Here is a 20,798-nt window from a genome sequence, read left to right as displayed (position 1 = left end):
AGGACGCATCATGCCAACCAAACCGCTGATCGGGCGCGATACGCGGCTGTGCATGTCGCTGGCGGCGCGCCCGGGCAATTTCGGGACACGCTTCCACAACCGGCTGTACGAAACGCTTGGGCTGGATTTCGTCTACAAGGCGTTCTCCACACGCGACCTGGAGGGGGCAGTGCGCGGGATTCGCGCGCTCGACATTCGCGGTTGCGCGGTCTCGATGCCGTTCAAGGAGGCCGTAATTCCGCTGCTGGACGGTCTCGCGCCTTCGGCTGCGGCGATCGATAGCGTCAATACGATCGTCAATGATGATGGTGTGCTGACCGGACACAATACCGATTATGCCGCGGTCGCGCGGCTGATCGCCGACATCGACCCGGCGACTCGCTTCGTACTGCGCGGGTCGGGCGGGATGGCGAAGGCGGTGGCGGCGGCGCTCCGCGACGCAGGGTTTCGCGAAGGTACGATCGTTGCGCGCAATGCCGCGGCGGGCGCACCCTTGGCAGAGCTGTACGGGTTCGACTGGCACGCAGATCTACCCGACGTCCCCGCGGGGCTGCTGATCAACGTTACGCCGATCGGCATGACCGGGGGCGATGCCGATGCGCTTGCCTTTCCCGAAGCCATGATCGCGGCGAGCACCATAGTGGTGGATGTCGTGCAATATCCGCCCGAGACACCGTTGCTGCGCGCAGCCAAGGCAACGGGTAAGCGGGTGATCACAGGCGCCGAGATTGCAACCCTGCAGGCGCTCGACCAGTTCGTACTGTACACCGGGGTCACGCCCGACGACGGACAGATTGCCGATGCGGCAGCATTTGCGCGCGCGCAAACATGAGCTGGATCAGCCCGAGCCGCCAGCGCGCGAGACCAAAAAAGATATGATGCGTAAATTCTTTTCTCCCGGACAACTCGCCCATGCGCCGGCGCAGGAGCTCCACAACGGCGGTTTCACCGCCCATGCCGAGACGCCATCGCGTGCCGAGACGATCCTTCGTGCCATCGGTGGCGCCGAGATTCCGCAGGATCGCGGTGACGCAACGATCCGGGCGATCCATCATGACGACTATCTCGCCTTCCTGCGCGACGGACCCGCCCGCTGGACCGCGGCGGGGCGGCCGGGCGATGCGATGGGCTATGTCTGGCCCGTCGTCGGGCGCCGATCACTCAAGCTCGAGCGGATCGACGGACAAGTCGGTCGATACAGCTTCGATACCTCCACGCCGTTGACCGCGGAGAGCTGGGAAGCGGCCTATTGGAGCGCGCAAAGCGTCCTCGCCGCGACCGAAGCGGTGCTCGACGGTGATCGCGCCGCCTTCGCCTTGTGCCGTCCGCCCGGCCATCATGCGGGCGCGGATTATTACGGCGGCTATTGCTACCTCAACACCGCCGCGATCGCCGCGCAGGCGGCACGCGATGCCGGACGCCAGCGCGTCGCGATCCTCGACATCGACTATCACCACGGCAACGGGACACAGGACATCTTCTGGGATCGCGGTGACGTGTTCTACGCCAGCGTTCATGCCGATCCGGCGCGCGATTACCCGTTCTACTGGGGTCATGCCGACGAGACCGGCGCGGGTGCGGGGCAAGGCACGACGCTAAACCTGCCGCTGCCGCAGGGATCCGGCCTTGCGCCGTTCCGTCGCGCGCAAGCTCAGGCACTGGACGCCATCGCAAAATTTGCGCCCGACCTGCTCGTCGTCAGTTTCGGCGCGGACACGTGGGAAGGCGACCCCATCGCGCATTTCAAGCTGACAACCGACGATTATGCTCTGCTTGCGCGGGACATCGCCGACTGCGGCTGGCCGAGCGTGATTGCGATGGAGGGCGGATACGGAGTCGATGCGCTCGGCGCGAACGTCGCGAGCCTGTTGTCGGGGTTCTGATGCCGGGCTACGCGAAGGGGACAGCCGGGTACCAACGGCTGACACTGGCGATGCTGTTCGCAGGATTTTCCACCTTCTCGCTGCTGTATTCGGTCCAGCCGTTGCTTCCTGTGTTCGCTCGGCAATTCGGGCTGCCTGCTGAGGGCGCGAGCCTTGCGGTCTCGCTTGCCACCGGCCCGCTCGCAGTCGGAATCCTGTTCGCTGGGGCGGTGTCGGATCGGATCGGACGGCGGCAGATGATGGTCGCAGCCATGTTCCTGGCAGGCGTGTCCAGCCTTGCAACCGCGATCGTTCCCGACTGGACGACGTTGCTGGTGTTGCGGTTTGCGACCGGCGTTGCGCTTTCAGGCGTTCCCGCCGTTGCGATGGCCTATGTTGCCGAAGAGGTCGATGCGGCTTCGGTCGGTTCGGCGATGGGACTGTATATCGCGGGCAGCGCGATCGGGGGGATGGCGGGTCGCCTCGGGGTCAGCTTGCTTGCGGACATTGCAGATTGGCGCTGGGCACTCGTGATCGTCGGTTTGGCGGGAGTGGCGATGGCGGAAGCGTTCCGGCGGCTGGCCCCAGAATCGCGTGGTTTCAGCATCCGGGCGCGGCAGCGCGGTGGCGGATGGCAGATCGCGCGTGCGCTGTTTGCGGACCGTGCGCTTCCACTGCTCTACGCCGAGGCATTCCTGCTGATGGGGGTCTTCGTCACGCTCTACAATTACGCAGGATTCCGATTGATGGCGCCGCCCTATCGACTGGGGCATGCCGCAGTCGGGGCAATCTTTCTGCTGTACCTGCTCGGTTCAGTGAGCTCGGCATGGTTCGGCGGGCTGGCCGGACGGCTCGGCCGTCGGCAAGTGTTCTGGATGCCGGTTGCACTGCTGATCCTGGGGATCGTGCTGACCGCCGCCGCGCCGCTTTGGGCAGTTGTCGGCGGGATCGCTGCGGTGACGATCGGGTTCTTCGGCGCGCATTCGGTCGCCAGTGCCTGGGTCGGCCGCCGCGCGGGCGACCATCGTGGGGCGGGCGCGGCGCTGTACCTGTTCTTCTATTACGCCGGTTCGAGCGTGCTCGGATCAGCTGGCGGGATTGCCTGGACTCGCGCGGGTTGGCCTGGCGTCACGGTGTTCTGCCTGGCGTTGGCAGGCGCGGCGCTCACGATCGCACTGATGTTGCGCCGCGTAATGCCGTTGGAGGATTCGTCGCAAACCAGTCGATTCTAGGCGGATGCTGCAGAATCATGCCCAGACGATGGTACGAGAGCCGAGGTTCAGCGGACCGGTGCGCTGCTCTGACGCGAAGCCCCCCACGCGTGGCGCGCGAACGATTCGCTGAACCTGCCGACTCGCACACGCTGCCCCCCCGAGCAACAGATGGTACATGCCGAGTATTTTACAGACCCACAATCGGGAATGTCATCAAAACACCCTAAAACGGGCGACCCATTAGGCCGCCCGTTCCGAATACGACAGAAAGTGTTGTGGGCTAGAGCTTACCGGTCAGTTCCGGCAGGATCTTGAACAGGTCTCCGACCAGGCCGATATCGGCGACCTGGAAGATCGGCGCGTCTTCGTCCTTGTTGATCGCAATGATGACCTTCGAGTCCTTCATCCCCGCAAGATGCTGGATCGCGCCCGAAATGCCGACCGCGACATAGACTTCCGGCGCAACGATCTTGCCGGTCTGGCCGACCTGATAGTCGTTGGGCGCGTAGCCCGCGTCGACTGCGGCGCGGCTCGCGCCCACGCCGGCCCCGAGCTTGTCGGCCAGCGGATCGATCAGTTCATGGAACTTCTCACCCGAGCCTAGCGCGCGGCCGCCCGAGACGATGATCTTCGCGCTGGTCAGTTCCGGCCGCGTATTCGCCGCGATTTCCGAGCCTGCGAAGGTCGAAAGCCCCTTGTCGCCGGTCGACGCAACCGCCTCGATCTCGCCCGAGCCACCCTCGGTAGCTGCCTTGTCGAAGGCGGTACCGCGGACGGTGATGACCTTCTTGGCATCCGACGACTGGACCGTCGCGATCGCATTGCCCGCGTAGATCGGGCGCGTGAACGTGTCCTCGCTCTCGACCGACAGGATGTCGCTGATCTGCATGACGTCGAGCAACGCGGCGACGCGCGGCGCGATGTTCTTGCCGTGGGTGGTGGACGGCGCGACGAACGCGTCGTGCGTGCCCATCAGCTCCACGATCAGCGGCGCAACGTTCTCGGCGAGCGCATGCGCGAATGCCGCGTCGTCCGCGACATGGACCTTGCCGACACCCGCAATCTTCGCCGCCGCCGCAGCGACCGCGTCGAGCCCCTGGCCGACGACGAGCAGATGGACTTCGCCAAGCTTGCTCGCCGCGGTCACCGCGGAAAGCGTGGCATCCTTGACGGCGCTGCCGTCATGTTCGACCCAAACGAGCGTCTTCACTTCGAAATCCCCATCGCTGCGAGTTTCATCACCAGTTCGTCGACATCGGCGACCTTGACCCCGGCCGACCGCTTGGACGGCTCGACGACCTTGAGCGTCGTGATCCGTGGCGTGACGTCAACACCGAAATCGGCGGGCGTCTTGTTCGCCATCGGCTTGGACTTGGCCTTCATGATGTTGGGCAAGGACGCATAGCGCGGCTCGTTAAGGCGAAGATCGGTGGTGATGATCGCGGGCAGCTTGAGCGTGTCGGTCTCCGACCCGCCATCGACTTCGCGCGTCACGTTGACCGAGCCGTCGGCGATCTCGACCTTCGACGCGAACGTGCCCTGGCCCCAGCCGAGCAGGCCTGCCAGCATCTGGCCGGTCTGGTTGTTGTCGTCGTCGATCGCCTGCTTGCCGAGGATGACGAGGTCGGGCTGTTCCTCCTCGACGATCTTGGCGAGAATCTTGGCGACGCCGAGCGGCTCGACGCGGGTATCGCTGACGACGAGGATCGCGCGGTCCGCACCCATCGCGAGCGCGGTGCGCAGCGTTTCCTGCGACTTCTGCTCGCCGATCGAGACGACGACGATCTCGGTCACGCCCTGCGCCTTCAGCCGGATCGCTTCCTCGACCGCGATCTCGTCGAACGGGTTCATGCTCATCTTGACGTTCGCCAGATCGACGCCCGTCCCGTCCGCTTTCACGCGGGGTTTCACGTTGTAATCAAGCACCCGCTTGACCGGTACCAGCACCTTCATCGGCTATCCCTTCCAAGGTCGATTGCGTTCGCCGCCCGGCTTTGGGGCGGTGCATCTGGCGATCAGATGGCTATTTTCCGTGCTTTTCGCAAGTCCGGTATGGAAATCCCGCATTGCCGTAACGGCATTTGCCCGGCTTAACCAAAGCCCACGCCCTCCAAACGAAAAAGGGGGCCGGACGTTTCCGTCCAGCCCCCCTGTTTTCGAGACGTGAAGCCGAATCAGGCGGCCTTCTGGACCTCGGCGACGATCTTCTTGGCGGCATCGCCAAGGTCGTTCGCGGGAACGATCGCGAGACCCGAGGAAGCGAGGATTTCCTTGCCCTTCTCGACGTTGGTGCCCTCGAGGCGGACGACCAGCGGCACCGAGAGGTTCACTTCCTTCGCCGCGGCAACGATGCCCTCGGCGATGATGTCGCAGCGCATGATCCCGCCGAAGATGTTGACGAGAATACCCTTCACCGCCGGATCGCTCAGGATGATCTTGAACGCCGCGGTGACCTTCTCCTTGTTCGCGCCGCCGCCGACGTCGAGGAAGTTGGCCGGGAACATGCCGTTGAGCTTGATGATGTCCATCGTCGCCATCGCGAGACCGGCACCGTTGACCATGCAGCCGATGTCGCCGTCGAGCTTGATGTAGGCGAGGTCGTACTTCGACGCTTCGAGCTCTGCGGGATCTTCCTCCGTCTCGTCGCGCAGCGCGAGCAGGTCCTTGTGGCGGAACAATGCGTTGCCGTCGAACGCGACCTTCGCGTCGAGCACGAGGAGCTTGTTGTCCTCGGTCACCGCGAGCGGGTTGATCTCGATTTGCTCGGCATCGGTGCCCATGAACGCGTCATACAGCTTGGACGCGACGTTCGCAGCCTGCTTGGCGAGATCACCCTTGAGCTCGAGCGCTGCTGCGACGGCACGGCCGTGATGCGGCTGGAAACCGGTCGCCTGGTCGATGTCGATCGCGTGGATCTTCTCGGGCGTGTCGTGCGCGACGGTTTCGATGTCCATCCCGCCCTCGGTCGACGCGACCATCGACACGCGGCCGGTGGCGCGGTTGACGAGCAGCGCGAGGTAGAATTCCTTGGCGATATCAACGCCGTCGGTGACGTACAGGCGGTTGACCTGCTTGCCGGCATCGCCGGTCTGGATCGTCACCAGCGTGTTGCCGAGCATGTCGGTCGCCGCCGCACGAACGTCGTCAGCGGTCTTGGCAAGGCGAACGCCGCCCTTTGCGTCGGGGCCGAGTTCCTTGAACTTGCCCTTGCCGCGGCCACCGGCGTGGATCTGCGCCTTGACGACATAGAGCGGTCCGGGGAGCTTCTCGGATGCTGCAACCGCTTCCTCGACCGACATGGCGGAGAAGCCCGCCGGAACCGGCACGCCGAATTTCGCCAGGAGTTCCTTGGCCTGATATTCGTGGATGTTCATGGGTTCGTGCCTTTCGAGGTCGAGTTTGCCTGTGCCTTAAGCACAGCGGGCGCGGTGAATCCACCCCTTGCGGGGTTGGACTAGCCTCCACCCTAAGCCTTCAGTCGAACAGCGACGACACCGAGCTTTCATCCGCGATCCGCCGGATCGCTTCCGCCAGCAGCGGGGCGATCGTCAGGTTGCGGATCCGTTTTGCCCCGTTGATCACCTCATGCGTCCCGATCGAATCGGTAATCACCAGTTCCTCGAGCGCCGAACCCTCGACTCGCGCGACCGCGCCGCCCGACAGCACGCCGTGGGTGACATAGGCCGCGACGCCCTCCGCGCCCGCTTCCTTGAGCGCAGCGGCGGCGTTGCACAGCGTTCCTGCCGAGTCGACGATGTCGTCGATCAGAATGCAGAAGCGGCCGTCGACCTCGCCGATGATGTTCATCACTTCGGATTCACCCGCGCGTTCGCGGCGTTTGTCGACGATCGCGAGGGGGGCGTTGTTGAGCCGCTTGGCGAGCGAGCGCGCGCGCACCACGCCGCCCACGTCGGGCGACACGACCATCAGGTTGCGATCCCCGTAGCGTGTGAGGATGTCCGCCGACATCACTGGGGCCGCAAACAAATTGTCGGTCGGGATGTCGAAGAACCCCTGGATCTGCCCGGCGTGGAGATCGACCGAGAGCACGCGGTCCGCGCCCGCGACGGTGATCAGATTGGCGACGAGCTTGGCCGAAATGGGCGTGCGCGGGCCGGGTTTGCGATCCTGGCGGGCATAGCCGAAATAGGGCACCACCGCGGTGATCCGCTTCGCCGACGCGCGTTTCAGCGCGTCGATGCAGATCAGCAATTCCATCAGATTGTCGTTCGCCGGGTAACCCGTTGACTGGATGACGAAAACATCCTCGCCGCGGACGTTCTCGTGGATTTCGACGAACACTTCCTCGTCGGCGAAGCGGCGGACGCTCGCCTGGGTCAGCGGGATCTCGAGATAGGCGGCGATGTCGCGGGCCAAGGGCAAATTGGCGTTCCCAGTCAAAAGCTTCATGTGCGGGCGCCCCTGTGTTCGACCAAGCGTTGCGGAAAAAAGTCGCCCCTCCCTTAGAAGCGGCTTTCGCATCGCGAAAGGGGGCGGGGGACAAAGCGTCCCGCGCTTGCCCCGGATCGCGACGGTGCGTAGGCCACGTTTATGACCGTTCGCACCCGTTTCGCGCCGTCCCCTACCGGGCACCTCCACGTCGGCAACATCCGCGCCGCGCTCCACAACTGGTTGTGGGCGCAAGCGCAGGGCGGGGAGTTCTGGCTGCGGATCGACGATACCGATGCGGAGCGGAGCGAGGCGCGATTCGTCGATGCAATTGGCGCAGATCTCGCCTGGTTGGGGCTGATTCCATGCGGAGTTGAGCACCAATCAGCACGATTTGCGCTCTACCAAGCGCGGTTTGACGCACTTTGCGCAGCCGGTCGAATCTACCCCGCGTATGAAACGTCGCAGGAGCTCGACCTCAAGCGCAAGATCGCCGCCGGACGCGGACTCCCGCCGATCTACGATCGCGCCGCCCTCACCCTAACCGATACCGACCGCACCCAACTGGAAGCGGACGGGGTGAAACCGCACTGGCGCTTCAAGCTCGACCACGACGCGCCGATCCTGTGGGACGACCTGATCCGCGGCCCCCAGAAGTTCGACGCCGCGACGATGAGCGACCCGGTGATCCGCCGCGCGGACGGATCGTGGCTCTACATGCTCCCCTCCGCGATCGACGATGCCGACATGGGGATTACCCATGTAGTGCGCGGCGAGGACCATGTCTCCAACACAGCGCTCCAGTTGCAGATGTTCGCGGCGATGGGCGTCGCCCCGCCAGCGTTCGCACACGAGGCGCTGCTGACCGGGGCGGAGGGCAAATTGTCCAAGCGGCTGGGGTCGCTCGGCGTCGCGCATTTCCGCGAGATCGGGATCGAGCCCGAGGCGGTGCGGGCGTTGCTCGCGCGGATCGGGACGAGCTTGCCGGTCGAGCCGTTGGTCGACACGCAGGCGTTGGTCGAGAGCTTCGACTTCGCCAAATTCGGCCGCGCGCCCGCACGGTTCGACGAGGCGGAACTCGGCGGGCTCAACGCCAAGATCGTCCACCAGCTCGATTACCCGCACGTCGCCGACCGGCTTCCGGCGGGGATGGGCGAAGCGGAATGGGTGGCGGTGCGGCCCAATCTGACGACCGTCGCCGAAGCCGCCGACTGGTGGCGCGTGATCGAGGGGCCGATCACGGCGGAGCGCGACCCCGCCGACGCGGACTTCCTCGCGGAGGCCGCCCGGCTGACCGATGCGATCGCGTGGGAGGCCGACCCGTGGCACGCGCTGACCGCGGCGCTCAAGGCCGAGACTGGGCGGAGCGGCAAGGCGCTGTTCCTGCCGCTCCGCCGCGCGCTGACCGGGCTCGACCATGGCCCGGACATGAAGGCGCTGCTCCCGCTGATCGGGCAGGATCGGGCGCGGGCACGGTTGGGGGAATAGGGCGGAACGGTCCTCGGGGGGCGCACCCGCGGGCGTCCTGCGGGTCGGTCGCCCCGGTGTGGCAAGCCCGGTACAGGGTCAAATGAACCGTTCAGCGGGCATGGGAGTTGAGCTCCGGTTACACCCAACCCCTAAACGTCATTGGAAGACATCATGGTCGATTTGAAAAAAGGCGCACTCGTTGCCGTTGTCGACGGGGAGCATCTGAAGCTCTTCAAAAACTCCGGCGATGCGGGTTCGCTGAAGCTGACCGAGCAGCCGACAGGCGACATATCGACCGAAAACATGGGTTCGGGCGGACGCCACGCGAGCAGCTCCGCCAACCCGTCGGACAGCCAGCAGGATGAGGACGCCTTTGCCGCCGGTGTGGCGGAAGTGCTCAACAAGAAGCTGATGGGGGGTTCGATCGACGAACTGGTGATCATCGCCGCCCCGCGCACGCTGGGCGAACTGCGCAAGCATTATCACAAGACGCTGAGCGCCAAGCTCGTCGGTGAAGTCTCGAAGGACCTTACCGGTCACTCGGTCGCCGATATCGAGAAAGCGGTCCACGCGGCCTGATTCTTCGCAGTGCGATCGTCATGATCGAGACGGGCCTGCCGCAGCGATGCGGCAGGCCTTTGTCGTCCGGGGTGGCCCAGGGTGGCGGTCAGGCGGGGCAGTGCTTCGACCTTTAAGCTCGAGTCCCGTAGATCCCCGGCATCGCCTGCCCGGTCCAACGCGAAGCGGGCAGGCGTCGCGATACCCGGGGCTGGCATCACCCTCCGCCAACGCCTATCTCTCCCCCATGAAGTTCCTGCAGTATCTTTCGCCCAAGCAGGCGTTCCGCGACGTGAGGACCTACGTCACGACGCGGCGGCCGCATCAGCTCGGCTTCATGGGGGTCGCGCTCGCGCTGACCTATGTGATGATCATGGGGGTGATCTATGAATCGCGGATCCCACCCAAGCCGTATCACCGCGACATCATCTATGTGCAGAACTGGCGGCTCGACCGCACCGATGCGCAGATCATCGCGCAGCAGAAGATCGACAGCGCGGCCAAGGCCAAGCAGGACGCCGAGCTCAAGCGCCTCCAGGATGAACGCAAGGCGGAGTTCAAGAAGGTCAATGACGGGCTGAAAGCCTGGGGAATCTAACCCGTGGACGATGCACGCTGGATGGGCGCGGCGCTCGCGCTTGCGTCGCGCGGGCGCGGGCGGACGGCGCCCAACCCGAACGTCGGGTGCGTCATCGTCTCGGCGGGTAAGGTCGTCGGGCGCGGCTGGACGCAGGCGGGGGGGCGCCCGCATGCCGAGGCGATGGCGCTGGCACAGGCCGGAGAGAAGTCGCGCGGCGCAACTGTCTATGTGACGCTCGAGCCCTGCGCGCACCTCTCGCCGCGCGGCCCCGCCTGTGCCGATCTGCTGATCCTGTCGAATGTCGCGCGCGTCGTCGTCGCGGTGGGCGACCCCGACGCGCGCACCGACGGGGCGGGGATCGCGCGGTTGCGTGCCGCGGGGATCGTGGTCGACGTCGGGACGGGCGAGTCGGCGGCACGCGCCGCAATGGCGGGTTTCCTGACGCGGCTTGCGCTTGAGCGCCCGTACGTGACGCTCAAGCTGGCGATGTCGCTCGACGGCGCGATGGCGATGGACTCGGGGGCGAGCAAGTGGATCACCGGCCCCGCAGCGCGGGCGCACGCGCATCTCGAGCGATCGCGCCACGAAGCGATCCTCGTCGGGCGCGCGACGATCGATGCGGATGCGCCGACGCTCGACGTGCGGCTCGCCGGGCTCGAAGACCGCGCGCCGCGCCGCCTGATCCTGTCGCGCGTCCCGGCGTTCGCGCATCCCGACGGTGATTCCGGCGCGTGGGAAAATGTGTCGGCCCCCGAGGCGATTGCCGCCATCACCGGAGTCGATCACGTGCTGGTCGAGGGTGGCCCGGCCACCGCCGCCGCCTTCCTCGCCGCGGATCTGGTCGACCGGTTGCTGCTGTACCGCGCGCCGATCCTGATCGGTGGCGGACGGACGATAGCGGACATCGGCGTGTCCGACCTTGCCGACGCGCACGGGCGTTGGCGCTTGACCGACGCGCGCGCCCTTGGCAGCGACCGGCTCGAGGTTTACGAGCGCGTAAGGACGCGCGCTGCCGCGGCACCGCCGGGCGCAAGGGGATAAGGCGAATGTTCACCGGGATCATTACCGACATCGGCACGATCGACCGGGTCGAACAGCGCGGCGACCTGCGCATCGTGGTTTCGACCGGCTACGACATGCAGGGCGTCGATCTGGGCGCGTCGATCGCCTGTTCGGGCGTGTGCCTGACGGTGGTCGATAAGGGCGGCGACGCGCTTGGCGGATGGTTTGCCGCCGACGTCTCGGGCGAAACGCTGTCGCGCACCGCTGCGGGGCAATGGACCGCGGGCGCAAAACTCAATCTGGAACGTGCGCTCAAGCTGGGCGAGGAACTCGGCGGGCATATCGTGACCGGCCATGTCGACGGGATCGGCGAGGTCGTGTCGACCACGACCGAGGGCGGATCGCTCCGCGTCGTCGTTGCGGCAGGACCCGACATCGCGCCGTTCGTCGCGCCCAAGGGGTCGATCACGCTCGACGGCGTGTCGCTCACCGTCAACAGCGTTGAGGACGAGCCCGAGCGCGTGCTGGTCGGGATCAACCTGATCCCGCACACCGCCGCGGTCACCACCCTCGGCAGCCTTCATGCCGGTTCGCCGATCAACATCGAGATCGACGTGCTGGCCCGGTATCTCAAGCGCATGGAGCATTATCGTGGCCGCTAACCCATCGTCCGGTCCCGAAGTCGCGCGGCTGCGCCACGGGTTCCTGTCGTCGCCGGAGGAACTGATCGACGAGGCCAAGAACGGCCGGATGTTCATCCTGGTCGACGACGAGGATCGCGAGAACGAAGGGGATCTGGTGATCCCCGCGCAGATGGCGACGCCGGAGAAGATCAACTTCATGGCCAAGCACGGTCGCGGGCTGATCTGCCTTGCGATGACCAAGAAGCGTGTCGACGAACTCGGCCTCGGGCTGATGAGCCGCCACAATGGCACGCGGCACGAAACCGCCTTCACCACCTCGATCGAGGCGCGCGACGGCGTGACGACGGGCATCTCCGCCGCGGATCGCGCGCGGACCATCTCGGTCGCGATCGATTCGTCCAAGGGCAAGGACGAGATCGTCACGCCGGGGCATGTCTTCCCGCTGGTCGCGCGCGATGGCGGCGTGCTGGTGCGCGCCGGGCATACCGAGGCGGCGGTCGACGTGTCGCGGCTGGCGGGGCTCAATCCCTCGGGCGTGATCTGCGAGATCATGAACGAGGACGGCACGATGAGCCGGCTCGACGACCTCGTCGCCTTCGCACAGCTTCATAATCTCAAGATCGGCACGATCCGCGACCTGATCGCCTATCGCCGTCGCCACGACCACCTCGTCGAGAAGCGCGCCGAAATGGCGTTCGACTCGCGCTGGGGCGGGCAGTGGAAGGCGATGACCTTCCACAACAAGGCGACCGGCGACGAGACGATCGCATTGGTCAAGGGCAAGATCGACCCCGCCAAGCCGACGCTGGTGCGGATGCACACCATGTCGACCTTCGTCGACGTGTTCGGCGAGGAAAACGAGCGGTCGGGCTTACTGTCGCGCTCGATGGAACTGATCGGCGAGGAAGGCGCGGGCGTGATCGTCGTGATCAACCGGCCGATGAAGGATTCGCTCACGCGCTTCATCAAGCTGCGCGGCGAGGGCAAGGGCGCGGGCGCGCCCGAGGTCGAGGAATTGCGCGATTACGGCGTCGGCGCGCAGATCCTTGCCGAGCTCGGGGTCGAGGAAATGATCCTGCTGACCAACACGCATCACGCGCTCGTCGGACTCGAAGGCTATGGCCTGTCGATCGTCGACGAGCGTTCCATCCCCGGTACGGGCGGAGAATAATGGCCAAGATCCTCATCGTCGAAGCACGGTTTTACGACCATCTCAACGACCTGCTGCTCGAAGGCGCGCGCGCCGCGATCGAAGAGGCGGGGCACAGCCACGAGACGATCACCGTTCCCGGCGCGCTCGAGATCCCCGGTGCGGTCGCGCTGGCGGCGGACAGCGACCAGTATGACGGGTTCGTCGCGCTGGGCGTCGTGATCCGCGGCGAGACCTATCATTTCGAGATCGTCGCGGGCGAAAGCGCGCGCGGGTTGATGGCGCTGTCGATGGACGGGCTGGCGATCGGCAACGGCATCCTGACGACCGAGAACGAAGCGCAGGCGCTGACGCGCGCGCGCAAGGACGAAAAGGACAAGGGCGGCGAGGCCGCCAAGGCCGCGCTCGCGATGATCGCGCTTAAAGACCGGTTCGGCTGAGCGGCGCGTGGTGAACGGGCCGATCCTGTTTACCGAACGGCTGATCCTCCGCCCGCTCGCGGCGGAGGATGCGGAAGGCTGGTATGCGTTCAACGCCGATCCGGTGACGATGCGGCATCTGGGCGGCGTGCAGGACCGTGGGACCGCGTGGCGCTCGCTGTGCATCATGGCGGGTGCGTGGCAGATCCGCGGGTTCTCGATGTTCTCGCTGATCGAGCGTGGCACCGGGCGCTGGGTCGGGCGCGTCGGACCGTGGATGCCCGAGGGGTGGCCGGGAACCGAAGTCGGCTGGGGCGTTGCGCGGGAATTCGCGGGCAAGGGTTTCGCGCGCGAGGCGGCGGTGGCGACGATCGACTATGCGTTCGACGTGCTCGGCTGGGACGACGTGATCCACACGATCGCGCCGGATAACGTCGAGTCCGCCGCGCTGGCGGCCCGGCTGGGGTCGGTCAACCGCGGACCGACACGCTTGCCCGCGCCGCTGGCGCATCTGCCGGTGGATGCGTGGGGGCAGACCGCGGCCGAATGGCGCGCGCGGAAGCGCTAAGCGACGCCCTCTTCCCACGACCCCTGCGCTTACTTATACCCGTGTCAATAAGCGGGAGAGCAATACGATGGCGTACGCGCATACGTTCAAGGCCAACCCCCACTGGCTGCCGCGCCAGAAGCAATCCGCGATCCGCGATATTCCCGGCGAGGACGGGCTGCCCTTCGTCGGCAACACCTTCAAGATGCTGCGCGATCCGGGTGCGTTCGGCCGGCGGATGATCGCCACGTACGGCCCGGTGTTCCGCAACAACGCCTTCGGCGGCCCGACCGTGACGCTGGTCGGCCCGGAAGCGAACGAACTCGTGCTGTTCGACCGCGATCGCGTGTTCTCGTCCGAACAGGGGTGGGGGCCGCTGCTCAACCTGCTGTTCCCGCGCGGGTTGATGCTGATGGATTTCGAAAAGCATCGCGCCGACCGCAAGGTGATGGCGGTCGCGTTCAAGCCCGAGCCGATGCGGCATTATGCCGAGACGCTCAACGCCGGGATCGCGCGCGAAGTCGCGACCTGGGGCGACCGGCCGCTGCGTTTCTACGATGCGATCAAGGAACTGACGCTCGATCTCGCCGCCGAGAGTTTCCTCGGCATGCCGCTGGGGGAGGAAGCGAACCGCATCAACCAGGCGTTCGTCGACGAGGTGCAGGCGTCGGTCACGCCGATCCGCATTCCGCTACCCGGCACGCAGATGCGCAAGGGCGTGAAGGCGCGCGCCTATCTGATCGATCTGTTCAAGCGCGAGATTCCGGCGCGGCGGGCGGGGCAGGGACAGGACTTCTTCTCGCAATTCTGCCGCGCGACCGGGGATGACGGGCAACCGCTGTCCGCCGATGCGATCGCGGATCACATGAACTTCCTGATGATGGCGGCGCACGACACGATCACCTCGTCCGCGACCAGCCTCGTCATGCTGCTGGGGCGCAACCCCGAATGGCAGGAGAAACTGCGCGCGGAGATCGCCGAGCTTGGGCTCAACGATGGCGGCGCGCTGCCCTATGGCCAGCTCGACCGGCTGGAATTGACCGACATGGCGTTCAAGGAAGCGCTGCGGATGATTCCGCCGGTGCCGTCCTTGCCGCGGCGGGCGGTCAAGGCGTTCGACTACGGCGGTTATCATATTCCGGCGGGGAGCACGGTCAGCGTCAGCGTGACCTACACGCACATGATGCCCGAGCTGTGGCCCGATCCGCAGCGGTTCGATCCGTTCCGATTTACGCCGGAAGCGGTGCGCGCTCGGCATAAATATGCGTGGGTGCCGTTCGGTGGGGGTGCGCACATGTGCCTGGGGCTGCACTTTGCGACGATGCAGATCCGGATCCTGCTGACGCAATTGCTGAGCCGGTATCGGATCGAGCTGGAACCGGGGGCCGGGGCGGAATGGCAGGCCTGGCCGATCCCGCGCCCGAAGGACGGGTTGCCGCTGCGGTTCGTGCCGCTGGGGTAGAGATTGGGGTTGGGTAGATGCCGTCATCCCACGTCCGTCATTCCCGCGCGGGCGAAAGTTCTGCAAATCGTCCGTCATCCTGAACGCGTTTCAGGATCCAGCCCTCCACTAGTCCGGACTGTGCCTGTTGCACGGTGGATGCTGAAACAAGTTCAGCATGACGGCAGCTTTTGGGGGGCGGGGTGACGCTCAAACGTCCGATTGCCTGTCTGCAGAGGTTTTGCGCGGGCAGGAATCCATCGTTTGGGATGACGGATCCGGGGGAGGGGGCCGCCGCGCCAAGACTGACGCGGCGGCTGTTGGAGGGGCTTACGCGTCAGCGGTTTGCAGGGCCGGATAGTCGATGTAGCCTTCCGGTCCCTGGCTGTACCACGTCTTGGCATCGTCCTTCGCCAGCGGCGCACCGGTGCGCAGGCGCTCCGGCAGATCGGGGTTGCTGATGAAGGTCCGCCCGAACGCGATCGCGTCGGCGACGCCCGAGTCGATCGCTTCCTGTGCCTCGGCGACCGTCGTGTAATCCGAGTTGAGCACCAGCGGGCCCTTGAACACCTTGCGGATTTCGGGCGACTGCTTGGGCACTTCGGTCTTGCCGAAGGTCCCGTTGGGGCCGGGTTCGCGCAGTTCGAGGAAGGCGATGCCGATGGTGTCGAGCACCGTGGCGGCGGCGGTGAACAGGCCGGTCGGGTTGCTGTCGTCAACACCCTGTGAATCGCCATTGGGCGACAGGCGCACCGCGGTACGGTCGGCACCCGCGACGCTTGCGACCCGCTCGGTCACTTCGCGCAGCAGACGGATGCGGTTCTCGATCGATCCGCCATAGGAATCGTCCCGGAAGTTGGCGTTATCGCGCAGGAACTGGTCGATCAGATAGCCATTGGCCGCGTGGATCTGCACCCCGTCGAACCCGGCGGCGAGCGCGTTGCGGGTTGCCAGCTCGTAATCGTCGATCAGGCGCGGAATCTCCGACAGCTCGAGCGGACGCGCGGTCTCGAAGTCCTGCTTGCCCTCGTAGGTGTGCGCCTGGCCCGCGGTCGCGGTTGCCGAGGACGAGACCGGCTGCATGCCGATCACCGAGGAATGGACCTGGCGGCCCATGTGCCACATCTGCACCATGATCCGGCCGCCGGCGGCATGGACGCGCTCGGTGACCGGCTTCCACGCCGCGACCTGCTCGTCGTTCCACAGGCCCGGCGCGAACGGCCAGCCGAGACCTTCGCGGCTGATTCCAGTCGCTTCGGTGATGATGAGACCCGCACTCGCGCGCTGCTCGTAATAGTCCTGCATGATCTCGGTCGGGACGAATGCCTTGGTCGAGCGGCCCCGCGTCAGCGGCGCCATCAGGATACGGTTGGGGGCGTGGATCGCACCGAGCTGGATGGGATCGAACAAGCTGGGCATAAAACACGAAGTCCTTTTGCTGTGACGCAGCACAGATAGGAAGCTACACGGCCGCATGCATCCGCGCTCCTCCGAAAGAAAAACTGTCTCGCCCAAAAACCCGGTCGAGCCGACCCCGCTCGCGATCGCCGCGGTCATCCTGGCGAACGCCGCGCTCGCCTTCGGGCCGTGGTTCGTCCGGCTGGCGGATGTCGGGCCGGTATCCTCGGCATTCTGGCGGATTGCGCTCGCGGCGCCGCTGCTGGCGGGGGCCGCGCTCGCGACCGGGTGGCGCCCCTCGCGGAATACCGGTGCCGGTGGGCTGTCTGGGGTGTTGTGGGCGATGATCGCGGTTGGCGGCGTGTGTTTCGCGGCGGATCTGGCGAGCTGGCACCTTGGCATCCTGCGCACCACGCTCGCCAACGCCACGCTGTTCGGCAATTGCGCGATCCTGATGTTCCCGATCTACGGCTTCCTCGCGGCGCGCAGCTGGCCGACGCGGATCCAGGGGATTGCGCTGCTGCTGGCGACGGTCGGCGCGGCGTTGCTGATGGGGCGGTCGTATCAGCTCGATCCGCGCAACCTGGCGGGCGACATGCTGTGCCTGCTCGCAGGCGTGCTCTACACCGGCTATTTCATCCTGATGGCGCGCGCGCGCGCGACGCTGCCGCCGGTTCCCGCGCTCGCCTTGTCGACGCTCGCCAGCATCCTGCCGTTGCTGCTCTTCGCGCTGCTGCTTGGTGAGACGATGTGGCCGACGCACTGGGGCCCGCTGGTCGGGCTGGCGCTGGTAAGCCAGGTGATCGGGCAGGGGCTGATGATCTTCGCGCTCGGCAAGCTGCCGCCGCTGGTGGTCGGGCTCGCCTTGCTGGTCCAGCCGGTGGTCGGCGCGACGATCGGCTGGACCGTCTATGGCGAGAAACTGGGCTTGCCCGATCTGTTCGGGGCATCGCTCGTCGCGGTCGCGCTGGTGCTGGTAAGCCGTCGCGCACGCGACTAGATAGGGGCATGGCCGATCCGATCCCGCTCCCCGTTCCCGTCACCACCCCCGTCAACCGTCTTGCCGACGCGACGCTCGACGAAATCCGCGCGGCGCTCGCGCCGTCGATTGCGGACAATGCCGGGTTCGACGGCTGGGGTGACGCCGCGCGCGACATGGCGGCGGACCAGGCGGGGGTCGATCGCGACGTCGCGCGGCTGGCGTTTCCTGGAGGCGCGGTCGACATGATCGCAGCGTGGTTCGCGCAGGTCGACGCCGAGATGCTCGCGCGCCTACCGCAGGACCGTCTGATGACGATGAAGGTGCGCGATCGCATTCCCGCGCTGGTCGAGGCACGGCTCGACATCGTCGCGCCCAATCGCGAGGCGCTCCGCCGCGCGCTGGCGATCCTGGCGCTGCCGCAGAATGCGGTGCGCGGGGTCAAGCTCGGCTGGCATGCTGCCGACGTCATCTGGCGCGCGGCGGGCGACACCGCGACCGACTATAACCATTATACCAAGCGGACGCTGTTGTCGGGCGTCTATGCCGCGACGGTCACCGTCTTCCTCGACGACGCCAGCGAGGGCCATGCCGATACGCGCGCGTTCCTCGCGCGGCGGATCTGGGGGATCATGCGGTTCGAGCGGATCAAGAACCGGATGGTCGGCCAGTCCGAATTGCGGCCTAGCCTGTCGCGGTTCGTGGGGCGGTTGCGCTATCCGGCGGTGTGATTTTTGGGGACGCCGTCTGCCGTCGATTATCCTGAACGCGTTTCAGGAGCCAGCCCGCCGCGACTCCGGACCGCCGGTGTTGCACGGTGGATGCTGAAACACGTTCAGCATGACGGCAGCTGTTGGGACGCGTCGTGCCAGCATGCCAAACCATCCCGCATTGCAAATGCGACGGACTGCGAACGGATCGCATTTAGTGCTGGCGCTTCCCGGTCGTTATTGATAATCAGTCGCATCATGGACATGTCGCACCCCGTCAAGCTCCCGCTCAGCCTCGAATCCCTGCCGCATCGGCAAGTCGCGACGGTCGCCGCGATCGACTGGGCGCATCTCTCGACGCCGGAAGCGCGTCGTCTCCGCGAACTCGGTTTCGATGAGGGCGTGGGGATCGAAGTGCTCCACCGCGCCAGCCTCGGCCGCGGCCCGATCGCGTGCCGGATCGGCCGGATGACCGTCGCGCTGCGCCGCGCGGTCGCAGGTGCGATCTTCGTTTCGCCCGTCACGCACTAAGTGACCCTCCAGTGACGACCGCCACGCCGCTCGTGGCGCTGGTCGGCAATCCCAATGCCGGCAAGAGTGCGCTGTTCAACGCGCTGACTGGCGCGCGCCAGAAAGTCGGCAATTATCCCGGCGTCACGGTGGAACGGCATTCGGGGCGACTCGCCCTGCCCGATGGCCGGGTGGTCGATCTGGTCGATCTTCCCGGCGCCTACAGCCTCGATCCCTCCAGCCCCGACGAGCGCGTCACGCGCGACGTCGTCACCGGTACGCAAACCGGCGAGCGGCTGCCCGATGCGCTGGTCGTGGTGGTCGATGCGTCCAACCTCGACAACCATCTCCGCTTTACGCTCCAACTGATCGCGCTTGGTCTGCCCGTGGTGGTCGCGCTCAACATGTTCGATCTGGCCGAGCGTGACGGGCTGACGCTCGATCCCAAGAAGCTGTCGGACGAATTGGGTGTGCCCGTCGTGCCCACCGTTGCGGTGCGGCGGCGCGGGCTCGAGGAATTGAAGACGCTGCTCGGCGGGATCGTCGATGCGGATGCCGCGATCCGGCTGCGCCCGAGCAACCATGCGATCGGCGAGGACATCGTCACGCTGCAACGCCGCGCGCGCAAGATCGCGACCGCGGCGACCGTGGCGGAGGCGCCCGCGCGCCGCTGGGGCCATGCGTTCGATTCGGTCGCGCTTCATCCGGTGTTCGGGCTGGTGCTGCTGTTCGTCATCCTGTTCGCGATGTTCCAGGCGGTGTTCTTCGCGGGCGCCGCGCCGGCGGAGGCGATCGCGGCGGGATTCGACTGGCTTTCCGGACTGGTCAAGGACGTGATGCCCGATTCGGTGCTGCGCTCGCTGATCACCGACGGGATGATCGCGGGCGTCGGCGCGGTGGTGAAGTTCCTGCCGCAGATCCTCATCATGTTCTTCTTCATCCTGGTGCTCGAGGCGAGCGGCTACATGGTCCGCGCCGCCTTCCTGATGGACCGGGTGATGGCGAGCGTCGGCCTGTCGGGGCGTGCGTTCATTCCCCTGCTGTCGAGCTTCGCCTGCGCGGTGCCGGGCATCATGTCGACGCGGACGATCGAGGACGAGAAGGACCGGCTGACCACGATCCTCGTCGCGCCGCTGATGACCTGTTCCGCGCGGCTGCCGGTCTATACGCTGGTGATCGGCGCGCTGATCCCCAACATCAAGGTCCTGCCGTTCGTTGGGTTGCAGGGGCTGGTGATGCTGGGCCTGTACATCATGGGCGTGCTCGGTGCGTTCGTGGTGGCGCTGGTGCTGCGGCGGACGGTGACCAAGGGCGAATCCTCGGGCTTCATGATGGAAATGCCCAAATACCAGATGCCGCGGCTGCGCGATCTGGCGATCGGGCTGTGGAGCCGGGCGGAGGCGTTCCTCAAGCGCGCGGGCACGACGATCGCGTTCACGACGATCGTGCTGTGGGCGTTGCTGAGTTTCCCCAAGCCGCCCGAGGGCAGCCCGGTTTCGCCGGTCAATTATTCGGTCGCGGGCCGCATCGCCAATGCTATCGAACCCGCCTTCCGGCCGATCGGCTTCAACCGCGACATCGTGCTCGCGCTGATCCCGGCGATGGCCGCACGCGAGGTCGCGGTGGCGGCGCTCGGCACGGTCTATGCGATCGATTCGGCAAGCGATCAGGACGAAGCCAAGATGGCGCAGACGCTCCACGCGCGGTGGAGCCTGCCGACCGCGCTCGCGTTTCTGATGTGGTTCGTGTTCGCGCCGCAGTGCATTTCCACGATCGCCGTCACCCGGCGCGAGACCAACGGCTGGAAGTGGCCCGCCTTCATGGTTGGCTATTTGTTCGCGCTCGCGTACATCGCTGCAGGCGCGGTCTACTGGGCCGCAATCGGACTTGGGCTCTAGCGGGCCCCACAGCAGCGGGACTTCAAG

At 66.2% G+C, this 20,798-nt stretch carries 21 protein-coding genes; 16 read left to right on the top strand and 5 right to left on the bottom strand.

Translation table 11 applies throughout. The features are described 5' to 3' along the window. The first annotated feature begins 10 nt into the window (after positions 1–10). From ABIC16_RS01790 to ABIC16_RS01780, 3 genes are read left to right on the top strand one after another with little or no spacing between them, the layout of a single operon-like run. The gene (locus ABIC16_RS01790; protein ID WP_277969770.1) at positions 11–832 is read left to right on the top strand and encodes a shikimate 5-dehydrogenase; all 822 of its coding nucleotides are present in this window, start codon (positions 11–13) and stop codon (positions 830–832) included. 46 nt (positions 833–878) lie between these two features. Beyond that, positions 879–1,883 carry a histone deacetylase family protein gene (locus tag ABIC16_RS01785; RefSeq protein WP_354292236.1) on the top strand — a complete coding sequence of 335 codons (1,005 nt, stop codon included), beginning with the start codon at positions 879–881 and terminating at the stop codon, positions 1,881–1,883. Further along, positions 1,883–3,094 carry an MFS transporter gene (locus ABIC16_RS01780; RefSeq protein ID WP_354289821.1) on the top strand — a complete coding sequence of 404 codons (1,212 nt, stop codon included), beginning with the start codon at positions 1,883–1,885 and terminating at the stop codon, positions 3,092–3,094. Before ABIC16_RS01785 ends, ABIC16_RS01780 begins: the two co-directional genes overlap by 1 nt. A 262-nt stretch (positions 3,095–3,356) precedes the next feature. On the opposite strand, the gene ABIC16_RS01775 is transcribed toward ABIC16_RS01780, so the two are convergent. From ABIC16_RS01775 to ABIC16_RS01760, 4 genes are all read right to left on the bottom strand, one after another. Then, positions 3,357–4,286: an electron transfer flavoprotein subunit alpha/FixB family protein gene (locus ABIC16_RS01775; protein WP_354289820.1), complete on the bottom strand. Its 930-nt coding sequence runs from the start codon at positions 4,284–4,286 to the stop codon at positions 3,357–3,359. After that, positions 4,283–5,029, bottom strand: a complete 747-nt coding sequence (locus ABIC16_RS01770; RefSeq protein ID WP_354278790.1) for an electron transfer flavoprotein subunit beta/FixA family protein — start codon at positions 5,027–5,029, stop codon at positions 4,283–4,285. Before ABIC16_RS01770 ends, ABIC16_RS01775 begins: the two co-directional genes overlap by 4 nt. 221 nt (positions 5,030–5,250) lie before the next feature. After that, positions 5,251–6,450 carry an ADP-forming succinate--CoA ligase subunit beta gene (gene sucC, locus ABIC16_RS01765; protein ID WP_131531954.1) on the bottom strand — a complete coding sequence of 400 codons (1,200 nt, stop codon included), beginning with the start codon at positions 6,448–6,450 and terminating at the stop codon, positions 5,251–5,253. A gap of 100 nt (positions 6,451–6,550) precedes the next feature. After that, the gene (locus ABIC16_RS01760) at positions 6,551–7,486 is read right to left on the bottom strand and encodes a ribose-phosphate pyrophosphokinase (protein WP_277969776.1); all 936 of its coding nucleotides are present in this window, start codon (positions 7,484–7,486) and stop codon (positions 6,551–6,553) included. A gap of 141 nt (positions 7,487–7,627) precedes the next feature. On the opposite strand from ABIC16_RS01760, the gene ABIC16_RS01755 reads away from it, so the two are divergent. From ABIC16_RS01755 to ABIC16_RS01715, 9 genes are all read left to right on the top strand, one after another. Beyond that, positions 7,628–8,953: a glutamate--tRNA ligase gene (locus ABIC16_RS01755; RefSeq protein ID WP_354289819.1), complete on the top strand. Its 1,326-nt coding sequence runs from the start codon at positions 7,628–7,630 to the stop codon at positions 8,951–8,953. 141 nt (positions 8,954–9,094) lie between these two features. Then, the gene (locus tag ABIC16_RS01750; RefSeq protein ID WP_354289818.1) at positions 9,095–9,514 is read left to right on the top strand and encodes a host attachment family protein; all 420 of its coding nucleotides are present in this window, start codon (positions 9,095–9,097) and stop codon (positions 9,512–9,514) included. A gap of 226 nt (positions 9,515–9,740) precedes the next feature. After that, positions 9,741–10,091: a hypothetical protein gene (locus ABIC16_RS01745; RefSeq protein WP_354289817.1), complete on the top strand. Its 351-nt coding sequence runs from the start codon at positions 9,741–9,743 to the stop codon at positions 10,089–10,091. A 21-nt stretch (positions 10,092–10,112) separates the two neighbouring features. After that, positions 10,113–11,114 (top strand): bifunctional diaminohydroxyphosphoribosylaminopyrimidine deaminase/5-amino-6-(5-phosphoribosylamino)uracil reductase RibD, encoded by a 1,002-nt coding sequence (gene ribD / locus ABIC16_RS01740; protein ID WP_502958335.1) that lies wholly within the window; start codon positions 10,113–10,115, stop codon positions 11,112–11,114. Positions 11,115–11,119: 5 nt separating this feature from the next. Then, a complete protein-coding gene (locus tag ABIC16_RS01735) occupies positions 11,120–11,737 on the top strand; it encodes a riboflavin synthase (RefSeq protein ID WP_277969781.1) in 618 nt (205 codons plus the stop codon). Then, the gene (ribB, locus tag ABIC16_RS01730; RefSeq protein WP_354289815.1) at positions 11,727–12,890 is read left to right on the top strand and encodes a 3,4-dihydroxy-2-butanone-4-phosphate synthase; all 1,164 of its coding nucleotides are present in this window, start codon (positions 11,727–11,729) and stop codon (positions 12,888–12,890) included. Before ABIC16_RS01735 ends, ribB begins: the two co-directional genes overlap by 11 nt. Continuing rightward, positions 12,890–13,309, top strand: coding sequence for a 6,7-dimethyl-8-ribityllumazine synthase (ribH, locus tag ABIC16_RS01725; RefSeq protein ID WP_277969783.1), 420 nt, complete (start codon positions 12,890–12,892; stop codon positions 13,307–13,309). Before ribB ends, ribH begins: the two co-directional genes overlap by 1 nt. Before the next feature lie 10 nt (positions 13,310–13,319). Next, positions 13,320–13,856 carry a GNAT family N-acetyltransferase gene (locus ABIC16_RS01720; protein ID WP_354289814.1) on the top strand — a complete coding sequence of 179 codons (537 nt, stop codon included), beginning with the start codon at positions 13,320–13,322 and terminating at the stop codon, positions 13,854–13,856. A gap of 67 nt (positions 13,857–13,923) precedes the next feature. Then, positions 13,924–15,297 carry a cytochrome P450 gene (locus tag ABIC16_RS01715; protein WP_354289813.1) on the top strand — a complete coding sequence of 458 codons (1,374 nt, stop codon included), beginning with the start codon at positions 13,924–13,926 and terminating at the stop codon, positions 15,295–15,297. Between the two features lie 309 nt (positions 15,298–15,606). Here the strand turns inward: ABIC16_RS01715 and ABIC16_RS01710 are convergent, their stop codons facing one another. Then, on the bottom strand, positions 15,607–16,695 hold the full coding sequence (locus ABIC16_RS01710; protein ID WP_354289812.1) for an alkene reductase: 1,089 nt from the start codon (positions 16,693–16,695) through the stop codon (positions 15,607–15,609). A gap of 55 nt (positions 16,696–16,750) precedes the next feature. On the opposite strand from ABIC16_RS01710, the gene ABIC16_RS01705 reads away from it, so the two are divergent. The 4 genes from ABIC16_RS01705 (at position 16,751) to feoB (ending at position 20,771) form a co-directional block, all read left to right on the top strand. Further along, entirely contained in the window at positions 16,751–17,674 is a 924-nt protein-coding gene (locus tag ABIC16_RS01705; RefSeq protein ID WP_354289811.1) for a DMT family transporter, read from the top strand. Positions 17,675–17,682: 8 nt separating this feature from the next. Next, the gene (locus ABIC16_RS01700) at positions 17,683–18,384 is read left to right on the top strand and encodes a COQ9 family protein (protein ID WP_354289810.1); all 702 of its coding nucleotides are present in this window, start codon (positions 17,683–17,685) and stop codon (positions 18,382–18,384) included. Between the two features lie 237 nt (positions 18,385–18,621). Continuing rightward, positions 18,622–18,894, top strand: a complete 273-nt coding sequence (locus ABIC16_RS01695; RefSeq protein ID WP_277969789.1) for a FeoA family protein — start codon at positions 18,622–18,624, stop codon at positions 18,892–18,894. Between the two features lie 11 nt (positions 18,895–18,905). After that, positions 18,906–20,771 (top strand): ferrous iron transporter B, encoded by a 1,866-nt coding sequence (feoB, locus tag ABIC16_RS01690; RefSeq protein ID WP_502958275.1) that lies wholly within the window; start codon positions 18,906–18,908, stop codon positions 20,769–20,771. The last annotated feature ends 27 nt before the right edge of the window (positions 20,772–20,798 follow it).

It is taken from the genome of Sphingomonas sp. PvP055, from assembly GCF_040546365.1.
Lineage (GTDB): Bacteria > Pseudomonadota > Alphaproteobacteria > Sphingomonadales > Sphingomonadaceae > Sphingomonas > Sphingomonas echinoides_A.
Note: the sequence above shows the minus strand (reverse complement) of the source record. Positions and strands in the feature narration are given on the sequence as shown.

Excerpts from the sequence above, each read along its gene's own strand:
- ABIC16_RS01790 (WP_277969770.1), top strand. The coding sequence starts at position 11 with ATGCCAACCAAACCGCTGATCGGGCGCGATACGCGGCTGTGCATGTCG.
- ABIC16_RS01785 (WP_354292236.1), top strand. The coding sequence starts at position 879 with ATGCGTAAATTCTTTTCTCCCGGACAACTCGCCCATGCGCCGGCGCAG.
- ABIC16_RS01780 (WP_354289821.1), top strand. The coding sequence starts at position 1,883 with ATGCCGGGCTACGCGAAGGGGACAGCCGGGTACCAACGGCTGACACTG.
- ABIC16_RS01770 (WP_354278790.1), bottom strand. The coding sequence starts at position 5,029 with ATGAAGGTGCTGGTACCGGTCAAGCGGGTGCTTGATTACAACGTGAAA.
- sucC (WP_131531954.1), bottom strand. The coding sequence starts at position 6,450 with ATGAACATCCACGAATATCAGGCCAAGGAACTCCTGGCGAAATTCGGC.
- ABIC16_RS01760 (WP_277969776.1), bottom strand. The coding sequence starts at position 7,486 with ATGAAGCTTTTGACTGGGAACGCCAATTTGCCCTTGGCCCGCGACATC.
- ABIC16_RS01755 (WP_354289819.1), top strand. The coding sequence starts at position 7,628 with ATGACCGTTCGCACCCGTTTCGCGCCGTCCCCTACCGGGCACCTCCAC.
- ABIC16_RS01745 (WP_354289817.1), top strand. The coding sequence starts at position 9,741 with ATGAAGTTCCTGCAGTATCTTTCGCCCAAGCAGGCGTTCCGCGACGTG.
- ribD (WP_502958335.1), top strand. The coding sequence starts at position 10,113 with ATGGGCGCGGCGCTCGCGCTTGCGTCGCGCGGGCGCGGGCGGACGGCG.
- ABIC16_RS01735 (WP_277969781.1), top strand. The coding sequence starts at position 11,120 with ATGTTCACCGGGATCATTACCGACATCGGCACGATCGACCGGGTCGAA.
- ribH (WP_277969783.1), top strand. The coding sequence starts at position 12,890 with ATGGCCAAGATCCTCATCGTCGAAGCACGGTTTTACGACCATCTCAAC.
- ABIC16_RS01715 (WP_354289813.1), top strand. The coding sequence starts at position 13,924 with ATGGCGTACGCGCATACGTTCAAGGCCAACCCCCACTGGCTGCCGCGC.
- ABIC16_RS01710 (WP_354289812.1), bottom strand. The coding sequence starts at position 16,695 with ATGCCCAGCTTGTTCGATCCCATCCAGCTCGGTGCGATCCACGCCCCC.
- ABIC16_RS01705 (WP_354289811.1), top strand. The coding sequence starts at position 16,751 with ATGCATCCGCGCTCCTCCGAAAGAAAAACTGTCTCGCCCAAAAACCCG.
- ABIC16_RS01700 (WP_354289810.1), top strand. The coding sequence starts at position 17,683 with ATGGCCGATCCGATCCCGCTCCCCGTTCCCGTCACCACCCCCGTCAAC.
- ABIC16_RS01695 (WP_277969789.1), top strand. The coding sequence starts at position 18,622 with ATGGACATGTCGCACCCCGTCAAGCTCCCGCTCAGCCTCGAATCCCTG.